The 11,508-nt window shown below is 67.7% G+C and carries 10 protein-coding genes; 7 read left to right on the forward strand and 3 right to left on the reverse strand.

What is annotated here, in order from left to right; all coding sequences use genetic code 11:
• The first annotated feature begins 67 nt into the window (after positions 1-67).
• Complete coding sequence (locus ACIA8X_RS40280; protein WP_393441746.1) at positions 68-1,678, forward strand: pyridoxal phosphate-dependent aminotransferase; 1,611 nt, start codon at positions 68-70, stop codon at positions 1,676-1,678.
• A gap of 119 nt (positions 1,679-1,797) precedes the next feature.
• Here ACIA8X_RS40280 and ACIA8X_RS40285 read toward each other — a convergent pair whose 3' ends face one another.
• Positions 1,798-3,228 carry a family 43 glycosylhydrolase gene (locus ACIA8X_RS40285; protein ID WP_399460387.1) on the reverse strand — a complete coding sequence of 477 codons (1,431 nt, stop codon included), beginning with the start codon at positions 3,226-3,228 and terminating at the stop codon, positions 1,798-1,800.
• Positions 3,210-4,205 (reverse strand): arabinan endo-1,5-alpha-L-arabinosidase, encoded by a 996-nt coding sequence (locus ACIA8X_RS40290; RefSeq protein ID WP_393441742.1) that lies wholly within the window; start codon positions 4,203-4,205, stop codon positions 3,210-3,212. The genes ACIA8X_RS40285 and ACIA8X_RS40290 overlap by 19 nt, the downstream gene beginning before the upstream one ends.
• Before the next feature lie 315 nt (positions 4,206-4,520).
• Here ACIA8X_RS40290 and ACIA8X_RS40295 point away from each other — a divergent pair, with 315 nt between their 5' ends.
• From ACIA8X_RS40295 to ACIA8X_RS40320, 6 genes are all read left to right on the forward strand, one after another.
• Positions 4,521-6,119 carry a nucleic acid/nucleotide deaminase domain-containing protein gene (locus ACIA8X_RS40295; RefSeq protein WP_393441740.1) on the forward strand — a complete coding sequence of 533 codons (1,599 nt, stop codon included), beginning with the start codon at positions 4,521-4,523 and terminating at the stop codon, positions 6,117-6,119.
• Between the two features lie 70 nt (positions 6,120-6,189).
• Complete coding sequence (locus tag ACIA8X_RS40300) at positions 6,190-6,819, forward strand: SUKH-4 family immunity protein (protein ID WP_393441738.1); 630 nt, start codon at positions 6,190-6,192, stop codon at positions 6,817-6,819.
• Between the two features lies 1 nt (position 6,820).
• On the forward strand, positions 6,821-7,453 hold the full coding sequence (locus tag ACIA8X_RS40305; RefSeq protein WP_393441736.1) for an SUKH-4 family immunity protein: 633 nt from the start codon (positions 6,821-6,823) through the stop codon (positions 7,451-7,453).
• 223 nt (positions 7,454-7,676) lie between these two features.
• A complete protein-coding gene (locus ACIA8X_RS40310) occupies positions 7,677-8,282 on the forward strand; it encodes an SUKH-4 family immunity protein (RefSeq protein ID WP_399460388.1) in 606 nt (201 codons plus the stop codon).
• 12 nt (positions 8,283-8,294) lie between these two features.
• Positions 8,295-9,131: a nucleic acid/nucleotide deaminase domain-containing protein gene (locus ACIA8X_RS40315; protein WP_399460389.1), complete on the forward strand. Its 837-nt coding sequence runs from the start codon at positions 8,295-8,297 to the stop codon at positions 9,129-9,131.
• Positions 9,132-9,167: 36 nt separating this feature from the next.
• On the forward strand, positions 9,168-11,012 hold the full coding sequence (locus ACIA8X_RS40320) for a hypothetical protein (RefSeq protein ID WP_399460390.1): 1,845 nt from the start codon (positions 9,168-9,170) through the stop codon (positions 11,010-11,012).
• Here the strand turns inward: ACIA8X_RS40320 and ACIA8X_RS40325 are convergent.
• Positions 11,009-11,491 carry an ATP-binding protein gene (locus ACIA8X_RS40325; RefSeq protein WP_399460391.1) on the reverse strand — a complete coding sequence of 161 codons (483 nt, stop codon included), beginning with the start codon at positions 11,489-11,491 and terminating at the stop codon, positions 11,009-11,011. The two genes, ACIA8X_RS40320 and ACIA8X_RS40325, sit on opposite strands and share 4 nt — an antisense overlap.
• Between the last annotated feature and the right edge of the window lie 17 nt (positions 11,492-11,508).

Consider the following 11,508-nt stretch of genomic DNA (forward strand, 5'->3'; position numbering starts at 1 on the left):
CCGCGCGGGCCACCCAAGACGACGGGCCCGGTCGTCCCCGCCGGGCCCGCCCTCATACGGAGGTTCCATGGCCGACAACGTCACCTCGCTGTTCCGCAGTACCGCGGCACACAGCCCGTCGATGGCGGCGCTGACGCGTGAGGGCGGCGACGGAGCCGGTCCGGTCGACTTCTGTATCCCCTGCAACCCGTACTTCCCGACGCCGGAGATGTTCCAGGACATGGCGTCGCGGCTGCGGGACATCATCACGTACTACCCGAGCAGCGCCGACACGATCACGTCCGAGCTGTGCAGCCTGCTCCAGCTTCCGCCGCAGTGCGTGGCGATGGGCAACGGCTCCACGGAGCTGATCACCTGGATCGACCACCTGATGGTCCGGGAGTCCCTCGCCATCCCCGTCCCCACGTTCGGCCGCTGGACCGACCAGCCGATGGAGACCGGCAAGCGGGTCGACATGTTCCCGCTCCAGGAGTCCAGCGGATTCGCCCTGGACCTCGCCCAGTACGCCGAGTTCATCCGGGCCAGGGGCACCCGGGTGGCGGTCATCTGCAACCCGAACAACCCCGACGGCGGCTACCTCCACAAGCACGCGCTCGTGCAGTTCATGGACGCGATGGCCGACCTGGACCTGGTCATCATCGACGAGTCGTTCCTGGAGTTCGCCGACGCCGAGCAGGAGCCGTCGGTCGTGCAGGAAGCGATGCTGCGCCCTAACGTCATCGTGCTCCGCAGCCTCGGCAAGAACTTCGGCCTGCACGGCATCCGCTTCGGCTACCTCGTCGCCAACCCGGCGCTGGCCGGGATGGTCCGCTCGATGCTGCCGAAGTGGAACCTCAACGCCTTCGCCGAGCACGTGGTGTTCATGCTCAAGAACCACGGCGCCGAGTACGCGCAGAGCCTCCATCAGGTGCGCAAGGACCGCCTCGACATGGCCAGCCAGCTCTCCTCGCTGCCCGGTCTGACGGTGTACCCGTCCCAGGGCAACTTCCTCTTCGTGCGCCTCCCCGTGGGCGCCGAGGGCACCGTGGTCCGCGACCGGCTGCTCACCGAGCACCGCATCCTGGTCCGCGAGTGCGGCAACAAGATCGGTTCGTCCAGCCGCTTCCTGCGACTCGTGGTGCGCCCCCAGGTGGACGTGCGTCGCCTGGTGTCCGGCCTGGAACAGGTGCTCTACGGGACCAGGAGGGGAGCCGCCGTACCCGAGCTGGGTACAGGGACCAACTACAGCTCGGGTACGGCGGCCGTGGACCGGCTGGTCGGCTCCACCAACGGCGCGGGCATGCAGGGCCTCGCCGCTCAGGCCATGGGTGTCGGTGCCGGGATGCCCGCGGCGGCCCAGCCGCAGCCGGCGGCCGCGGCCGCGCAGATGCCGATGCCGGCGCCGATGCCCGTCGCTCCGGCACCGATGCCGGCGCCGGCTCCGGTGGCGCCGATGCCGGCTCCGGTGGCACCGATGCCCGCTCCCGCCCCCGCCGCTCCGGCACCGTTCCCGTCGCCCATGGCGCCCGCCGCGGCGGCGATGCCCAGCCCCACGCCGCCGGGCGTGCCGGCCCGGGGTGGGCTCACGGCCGCGCAGGTTCGGGGTACCACGGGGCCCGGCCTGACCCCCGCCCCGGCGACCGGGTGGCCCAACAGTCAGAGCTGGCCCAATGCGGCGGGGATGGGGCAGGTCGGGTAGCGCCTTCTCGCCGTAGAGGGCGCGGGTGCTTCGGCGACTGCGGGTTCGTTGTGGCTGGTCGCGCCCACGCGGCGGTAGCCGCAAATCGAATACGGCCCCGCGCCCCTTGGTTTGCTGTCCTACGCCGGGTTGAGGCGCCACTGCTGGCAGTTGTTGCCCAACCAGCTCCACTGGCGTACGTCCGCCCCGTCCGCCGTCCCGCAGTCCGCCACGTCGGCCACCTTGCCTGTCGCCTGGTTGGCGATACGGACGTAGCCGCCGTCCGTGGCGATGAACCGGAAGCGCTGGCAGGTGTCGTCGAGCCAGGACCACTGGCGCAGGTCGGCGCCGTCGGCGGACGAGCAGTTCTCGGTGTCGAGGACCTTGCCGGTGGCGACGTTCACCAGGCGGTGGGTGTCGTCGCCGAGGTCCTCCAGGCGCCACTTCTGGTTGTTGCCGCCGCTGCAGGACCACTGCTGGACGTTGGCACCGTCGGCCGTCGAACTCCCGGCCGCGTCAAGGCACTTGCCGCTGTTGCGGTTGGTGATCGTGTACGTGGTGGAGGCGGTGGCGGGCTCACCGGACGGGCCGGTCAGGGCAGCGCCCAGCCGGACCGGGGTGCCGAGGTTCGGGGTGCCGTCGGAGTTCCAGGTGAACTTCTGGGCGCGGGCGGTACGGCCGTTGTCGCAGCCGTCGGAGGCGGAGTCGTTGGCGTGGTAGACGATCCAGTTCTCTGTGCCGTCGGGTGAGGTGAAGAAGCCGTTGTGGCCGGGCCCGTACACCCCGTTCGCGTCATTGCGCTGGAAGACGGGCGTCGACTTCTTCGTCCAGGAGGCGGCGGAGAGCGGGTCGCTGCCCGTCAGAGTGAGCTGGCCCAGCTTGTAGTCGGGTGTCCAGCAGCCGCTGCCCGAGTAGATGAGGAAGGTCTTCCCGCCGCGCTGGAGGATCTCCGGGCCCTCGTTGACCGTGCCGTTGCGCTCCCAGTCGTAGGTCGGCGTGGAGACGGTGGAGAAGCCGGTCGCGAGGGTGTACGGGTTGGACATCCGGGCCGCGACGAGGTTCTGCGTGCCGCCGCTCGCGCTGCCGAAGAGGTAGAGCTGGCCGTTGATGGTGGCGACCGTCGGGTCCAGCATCCAGGCCGAGTTGAGCTGGTTCCTGTAGGTGTACGGCCCCATGGGGTCGGAGCCGGCGCTCTCCAGGACGTGGGTGCGCTGGGTCGGGATGTAGTCGGAGACGTTCTGCCCGGCGACGTAGTACAGGTACCAGCGGCCGTTGATGAAGTGGAGTTCCGGGGCCCAGATGTTGCAGCACCGCGAGGCCGCGTCGCCCTTCCACACCTGGACGCTGGGCGCGGTGGCCAGGCCCGCGAGGGTGGTGGACTTGCGGATGGTGATGACGTCGGTCCAACTCGTCGTCACCAGGTAGTAGTTGCCGTTGTGGTACGAGATCCAGGGGTCGGCGCCCTTCTGCGTCTTGACCGGGTTGGTGAAGGACGCCGCGCTCGCGGACGGCTGCCCGAGCGACAGGGCCAGCAGCAGGGCCGCCAGCAGGGTCAGTAGGCGACGGGCCATCCGGTGCTCCAGTTCAAAAGGTTGATGCCCAGCTTGGGCGTGCCGTTGTCGTTGCCGTCGTAGTAGTGGTAGACGATCAGGTCCCCGTCGGCGTCATTCATGATCGACTGCCCGCCGGGGCCGATGACGCTGCCGTGCGACTCCAGGACCGGCGTCCCGCCGTTGTTCATCATCGAGACGCCGTTCTTGTCGACATACGGCCCGGTGACGCTGGTGGCGCGGCCGACCTTCACCTTGTAGGTGCTGCTGGTGCCCGCGCAGCAGGTGTCGTACGAGGCGAAGAGGTAGTAGTAGCTGCCGCGCTTGACGATGAAGGGGGCCTCGACGGCCTTGGTGCCGGTCGGGCGGGAGGCGAGCGAGTACCGGGTGGTGTTGGACGACAGCTGCTTCCCCGTGGAGGGGTTGATCTGGATCATCTTGATGCCGGTCCACCAACTGCCGAAGGACAGCCACCACTTGCCGTCGCCGTCGACGAAGAGGTTCGGGTCGATGGCGTTGTAGTCGCTTGAGGAACTGGACGTGTAGACGGTGCCGTAGTCGGTCCAGCTGCCCGGCTGACCGGTGGTGGAGCCGGCGAGACCGATGGCGGAGGTGTTCGAGCCGAACTTCGAGACGGAGTAGTACATCAGGTACTTGCCGCCCTGGTACGAGATGTCCGGCGCCCAGGCCTCCGGCACGGAGGAGTAGGTCGACCACCAGCCGGGGCGGCTACCGAAGGCGTCGGCGCCCGCGCTGAAGGCGGTGCGGTCCGACGACGTCTTGTTGGCGATGCCGCCGCCGGTGGCGTAGAGCAGGTACTGCCCGGACGAGGTGCGGATCATCGACGGGTCGTGCGTGACGACGGAGCCGGTGACCCGGCCGGGGTTGGGGTAGGCCGACGCCGAGGACGGGATGAGGGCGAGGAGGACGGCGGCGGGGAGGGCGAGGAGTGCGGTGCGTTTGCGGCTCGTGGAACTCATGGGGCTCGTGCGGCTCATGGGGGGACGCTCCTGTTCCGTATACCGAACAACGATCGTCACTTCGGACGGGAACGTAGAATCGAATCACTTGCGCGTCAATGGCCCACACAGCAACGGCCGCGCCGCACACGGGTGCCCTGCATCACTGATGTCACAGAACAAGTCCAGAGCGCCTGAACGAGCTTGCTGGTACCGGCCGTTCGAAGTTACGTTCCCTCAAGTAGGTTTCGAACGGGGGTTCTTGCGGGTGTCACTCTTCCGGGCTATCTGGACGAGGCCCTTGATCTGATAGGCGTCAACTGGCCGAACGTCGACGAGGACGACTACCGCGAAATGGCCCAGGCCATGCGGGAGTTCGCGGCCGACATCGATGACGGCGCCGCCGACGCCCACGCGGCGATCGCCGACCTGATCGGGACCAACGAGGGCCTGGCCGTCCAGGCGCTCGAACGGCACTGGAGCAAGGTCAAGGACATCCACCTGTCCAACCTCGCCGAAGCGGGCCGGCTCGCGGCGACCGCGCTGGACGGGGTGGCCGTCCTGATCGAGGGCGCCAAGCTGGCGGCCATCACGCAACTGGGCATCCTGGCGGCCGAGATCGCGGCGGCGATCGCCGCGTCCACGGTCACCCTGGGGCTGTCGGCGCTGGGTGGTCTGGCGGCGACCCAGGTCACCCGGGTCGCGGTCAAACGTATCTTCCAGGAGGTGTGCGAGGAGGTCGCCTCACGGGTGATCGAGGTCGCGATGGGCCCCGTCTACGAAGCCATCGGCTCCATGGCGGGCGACCTGGTGGTCCAGTTGGGCGGCAACGCCCTCGGCGTACAGAACGGCGTCGACCTCAGCCAGACCGCAAAGGCGGGCAAGGACGGCCTGGACGCGGGCATTGACAGTGCCAAGTCGGGCGGGGCAATGCAGCTGGCCAGCGCGAACGGTCCCAGTGGCGGCATGGGCGATCTGGGCGGAGGCGGAGGCCAGTTCAGCATGGACCTCGCCTCCTACGACCGCGCGGGCACCCAACTCAAGGGCGCGGGCGGCAAGATCCGCGACGGCGCCGGCGGCAAACTCTCCCGAGCCAAGTCCACACACGGCCGCACCAAGGGCAAGGACCCGATCGCCGACGCCGCCAACGCCATGCTGGACCAGGTCATCGACGGCATCGAGAAGGGCGTCAAGCGGTCCGCCAAGCACCTCGACGAGAACATGACCAACGGCCTGAACAAGATGGCCAAGCGTCACCGGTCCAACGACGACGACATCGCGACCGAGCTGCAGAGCATCAGCAAGACGTCACATGGGAACACCCCTGTCTTCCACGTCGACGACGAGGGCAGGGTTACGCGCCTCACCTCTGCGGGACACCAGGATCTGACCGACGAGGACCGGGCACGGCTTGGCCCACTCCGGCTCGACAGTGAAGGCTTCGTCGAGGACAGGAAGGCAGTCAATTATGCACTGCCGGAAGTTCGGCATAAGAAGCCGTCACAGCAGGTCGAATTCGGAAGCACCGATCTGTCACAGGCCACGCAGTTGGCACGGCAGGCCAACAGGGACTATGGACAGTATCGAAAAGGAAAATTCAGCAGTCGGAACTATGCTGCAGCGAGATATGGACAACTAGGCGATCAGGACGGATTCATCCTTGTCGGGCGCAGTAAGTTTCCCGGTCAGCATTCAGAGCGACAGGTGGGGATACCTTTTCTAGATGCTGGCGCAACCGACAGAATGACTGAGCTCTATACCGAGCGAGAACCATGCACAACAGGGAGTGGCGCCAGGGACTGCAGCGCATGGATGTCACATCACCTTCCAGACAGCGTGCAAGTTTCCCATACCGTTGAATATGGCGCGACTGAAGATTCGAAGAAACAAGGGAACGCACAGATGGAGCAATACCTCAACGGCCTCAACCCGAAGAAGCGGAGCCACAATTGACCGTACGCCACACGCTCGGCTACTCTGTACGGTCGCAGGAAAACCTGGCCAAGCAGACAAGAGAGTAAGCATGTCTCGACTCGTCGACCGCGCGATGATGGAATCTGTGTTCCCTCCGGAAAAGATTGTCCGACTAAAGGCAGACAAGCTCCCTTCCGGACTTCATGAGTCCGCCCGCCGGTTTCTCACAGAGGTTGGTCTCCCGCGCCTGAGGAACTCCTGGTTCATGATGGATCCGGGACTGATTGAAGAAAAATCACCTAACGGACCACGGCTGTGTCGGGAAATCAATCACCTCTCTCGCTACAAGAACATGCCGAAGGAGGGGGCTGACTGGATAATTCTCGGGGAGGTTCCCTACGACGGCGTGATTCTGGATCCCGCATCCGGGGCAGTGTACTGCTTGCCAGACAATGACGTAACGGTATACATGCTCAACCAGAGCCTCGACTCTTTCGCCTATTTCCTGTACCTACTCGAGACCGAACGCCCAAATTATGATTTCGCGGTATCTGAGGAAATTCCTGACTCGGAGGGGGTCGCTGCGCATCTTCGCGAGAGCATGATCCGCATTGATCCGGTTTCCTTCGAGGGGGTAGAACCCGGCTGGTCGGAGGCGTTCGACTGGGAAGCCAATGATGCGCCGCACATGCCTACCTGGGATCGCGTTCTGCACAATGTCTACGAGTCGCTTTACTAAGGTGCCCAGGCTCGTCGACCGCGCGATGATGGAATCAGCATTCCCCTCAATGCGGCTCATGAGAGCGAGCGATGACAGGCTGCCCTCGAACCTCCAGGGGGCCGCAAAGTCTTTCCTGACCGGGATCGGACTCCCCAGGGTCCGGAGTGCCTGGTTTCTCATCGACGTCGGGTTCATCGAAAGCGAGTCACCCGACGGTTTGAGGCTGGGTCGGGATATAGACCTCACCCCTTTTGAGAGCCTCCCAGATGGCGCGGAAAACTTGATTGTCCTAGGAGAGATTCTGTCCGACGCCGTGGTTCTGGACCCCGCTACCGGAACGCTCTACTGCCTGCCGGACGGTCACCCAGAAGTACGCGTGCTTAACCAGAACCTCGACACTCTCGCTTACTTCCTCTACCTCTTGGAAGTGGAGCGCCCCAACTATGACTACGACGTCTCGAGCGACGTTTCCAACTCCGACGGTGCTGCGGTACATCTGCGAGAGCTGATGATCCAGGCCGATCCCGCTCCCTTCGAAGGGGTGGAGCCCGCCTGGTCGGAAACGTTCGACTGGTGGGCCGACGATGCGCCGCCCATGCCGACCTGGGAGCGCGTCCTCCACGAAGTCCACGAGTCGATCGGGTCGGGATGATCCCCCTACGACGACATCGCCCTGGACGGAGTCACGGGTGTCGTTTACTGCCTTCCGGGGGACGAGTTCCAGATCTACCAAATGAGCGCGATCGATCCGGAGGCTCTGGGAGTGAGCCATTCCCGCTGGCACAACATTCTTGAGTATGTCGCCTATCCCAAGACGTGATAGCCCGCCACACGCAGTTAATGGACAGGTAATGCATCGGCTCGTCAACCGCTCAATGTTGGAATCGGTCTTTCCGCCCAGGAAGATCATCAGAGTGAAGGAGGACGGCCTCCCCGCCTGCCTCCACGAGTCGGCCCGCGCGATCCTGACGGGCGTCGGCCTGCCGGACGACCGGGCTTCCTTTTTCCTGGTCGACGGAGCGCTCTTCGAGGGAGAGACCCCGAATCGGTTTCGCCGATGTGCGGAGCTTCGCTACTCCTCCGACTACGAGAACATGCCGAACGGCTGGGAGAACTGGCTCGTCATCGGGTCGATCTTCTACGACTGTGTGGCCCTGGACCCCGTGTCCGGGATGGTGTATTGCCTACCGGACGGCGAGTACGGGGCACATCCGCTGAACCAGAGTCTCGACTCCTTCGTCTATTTCATCTACCTGCTCGAAGTCGAGCGCCCCAACTACGACTTCACCGTGTCCGACGAGATCCCCGACTCGGAGGGTGTGGCGATGTCCCTGCGGGAACGGATGGCCCGGGCTGACCCGCTGCCCTTCGAGGGGGTGGAGCCCGCCTGGTCGGAGGCGTTCGACTGGGAGGCCGAGGACGCGCCTCGCATGCCCGCGTGGGATGTTGTTCTCTCGAACGTGTACGAGTCCATTGGTTAGGCGGAGTTACCCATGACAGTCCCCGCAGGCAGCGTCCGGCAGTTCCGGCAGGAGGCTGTCGGTGATGCGGCCGGTGCGGTCCCGAGCGTGCGGCGCCTCGCGGAGGTCTCCGTGCCCGTCCAGGTCGGGCCGTACTTCGCCACCGCCCACGACGACGCCGTCCTGCTGCAGGAGTTCGCGGAGTCCGTCGGGCGTACGGTCGTGCGGGAGGAGTGCCTGCAGTGGGCGCGGCTCGGCTTCGACCGGGGGTTCGAGATCTGCGCCGACCCCGAGGGCGTCGTGCACGCCGTACTCCTCGACTGGAACGAGGAGTTGAGGTTCGTGAACGCGGCTCCGGAGGCGTTCGCCGAGTCGCTCGCCGCGCTCGACCGGGCCCTCGCCGTGATCGTCGGCACCGACCAGCCGCGGGAGGCCGCCGCCGCGTACGCCGAGCTGGAGGAACGGTTGCGGGGCATCGACCCCCAAGCCTTCGCGGGGCGCGAGAACTGGTGGCCGCTCGTTCTCGACGACATCAGGGACACCGCGAGCGCGGAGTGGTTCACCGCGTTCGAGATCGTCGACGGGCAGGGCGAGAAGCAGATCGTCACGCAGGCCGGCGACATCGGCATCCACCCGGAGGAGCGGCTCTGGGACCGGCTGCGGGCCGCGGGTGTCGCGCCGGAGCAAGTACTGCGCATCCACACCGAGTTGGAGGCCTGCTTCATGCCCGGCCACTACTGCTCACTGTGGCTCGGGCAGGTCTTCCCCGAGGCGCAGCTCACGCACAACTTCCCCTACGGCGAGACGGCCGACTCCCGTGCCGAGGGCATCCGGCTGCTGCGCGAGGCGGCCGAGCAGCCGCCGCAGTAGGACACCCGGGACGCGAGAAGAGGGGAGCAGCTCACCATGACCGTAGACACCGCCATACCGGACATGGCCGGCTGGCCGCCGCTCGACGACGACAAGCGGGCCGCCGGGCAGCAGCTGCTCGCCTGGGCGGCCGACGACAGCGGGGCCAGGTCCCGGCTGTTGCTGGTGCGGGGTGCCGAGGGCAGCGGCAAGAGCCATCTGCTCGCCTGGTTCCTGGCCGGGTCGACCGGGTCGACCGCGACCGGACAGCCACGGACGACCGCCGGTCCCACCGTCCACGCCACCCTCCTGACCGAGGGACTCACCGCCCAGACCTGCGCCTGGGAACTGGGACGCCAGCTCGGCTACGGCCCCCTCTCCCCCGCGCGTCTGCTGGACCGGGTGAGCCGGGACGAGCGGCCGTTGCTGCTGCTCGTAGCCGATCTGCACCGGTCCGGGGCGGGTCCCGCGGATCTGCCGGCGGCGGCACCGGCGACCCTGGTCGCCGAGCTGTTGGAGCCCTTGCTGGAACTCCCCCACCTCCGCGCCGCCGTGGAGATCGGCGACTCCGGGCTGCTGCCCGCAGACGGGGCAGACGGTGCCGAGATCATCGACCTGGGCGGCGGCAACCCCACCGTCGTGCCCGGCGGCCAACAGAGCCCCAGCCCCGGGAAGCACTCGTTCGCGGAGCTTGCCGCGACCGTCCCGCGCACGCCCGACGGCCGGCCCGACTGGTCCCAGGCGTCCGCCCCCGTCCACCGTCACATCCTCGACGCAGCCCTGCGAGCCGACGCCGACGGCGAAGGAGCCGCCGTACGCGGCCTGTTGGCCGACCCCGGTTTCCTGGTGCACGGCTCGGCCACCGCGCTCACCGCAACGCTCGCCGACACGCGTATCCCGGCCCCCGGCCGCCTCCGCGAGGTGTGGCAGCGCGCCGCCCCCGAGCTGACGGCACATCACGCCGACAGCGCCGAGCGCGCCGCCCTGCTGCACGCCGCCGCCGTGGGTACGGACGCGGCCCTGGCCGAGTTCCTGCGCCCCCTCGCCCAACGCCACTGGTGGTCGGCGGTGTGGGCCCGGCCCGATCTCCCGGTCGCCGCGCTGGCACCGGCGCCGGGCGACGACGAACGACACCTGCTGACGGCCGACGTCACGGGGCGGATCCGGACGTACGACATGGACACCGGCACCGCATCCGCATCCGCAGCCGCAGCCGCAGCGACCGGCTCACCGCCCTCCGCCCGCCCCGTCTCCGTCGCTCCACGCGACGCCCACGCGATGCTGCTGCTCGACCAGACCGGTGCGCTGCTGCCGCTCGCACCCGAGGACGATCCCATCGCCGGGTTCATGCTCGACCAGATCGCGGAGCACCACGGTTCGGCCGCCCTCGCCGACGACGGATCCCAGGTCACCGCACTCGGCAGCGGCGGCGCGCAGAGCCCGTACGCGATCGTCGGCGACCAAGGCGGCAGCCTCCACACATGGTCTCTGAGCGAGTATCAGGACACCCCGCTCTCCTGCCGCGTGCACGAGCGGCCGGTCACCGCCGCCGTCTGCCTCCACATCGCCGCCGACAATCTGACGCTCACCTTCAGTGCGGCGCTCGACGGCTCGGTACGACTGTGGGAGACCTCGGGCGATCCCATGCCGGTCCCCGTGGAGCAGCGCGGGTCCTTGGCCACGGCGCTCGCGGCGGCCGACACCTCCGTCGGTCCGGTGCTGGCCGTCGCCTGGAGCGACGCGGAGGTCCACCTGTGGCATGTGTTCTCCGGCCGGATGCGCGTCCTGCCGCTGCTGCACTCCTGCGGCGCGCTCGCCCTGACTCCCGAGGGGCTGCTCGTCGTGGGAAGTCCCGAGGGGCTGTACGCCGTGCGCTTGCGGCTGGACGGGCTCTGGCCCTAAGCCGGTTGGCCCACGCCGTTGAGCGACAGCCACCCCGGCAAGTCCACCTCGGCACGGAGGGTCTTCCCGGGCGCCGTCTCTCGGTCCACCACCTCCCACCGGTCGGCCAACGCCTCGACGAGGACGAGGCCTCGGCCGTGTTCGTCGAGGGGGCACGAAGGTCGTACGTCCCCGGGTTTCGGCGGCCAGGTCTCGGCGCGGGTGTCGCTGACCTCGATACGGATGCTGCCCGTCGGGAGCGACAGACGCAGCTCGAAGTCCCGTCCGGGGACGCGGCCGTGGGTGACGGCATTGGCGGCCAGCTCGGCGACGATCACGGCGACGGCGTCGGAGGCCCTGCTGCCGTGCGGGATGCCCCAGGCGTGGAGTTGGGTCAGGGCGAGGTGCCGGGCGAGGCGGGCGCCGCGCGGGGTGGCGCTGAGGCGCTGGGTGAACGTACGTACGGTGAGCGGGGGTTGGGGGGTGTGAGGTGCGGGCATGGGCCCAATCTGGCGGG

The sequence above is a fragment of the Streptomyces sp. NPDC051738 genome, from assembly GCF_044453205.1.
GTDB lineage: Bacteria > Actinomycetota > Actinomycetes > Streptomycetales > Streptomycetaceae > Streptomyces.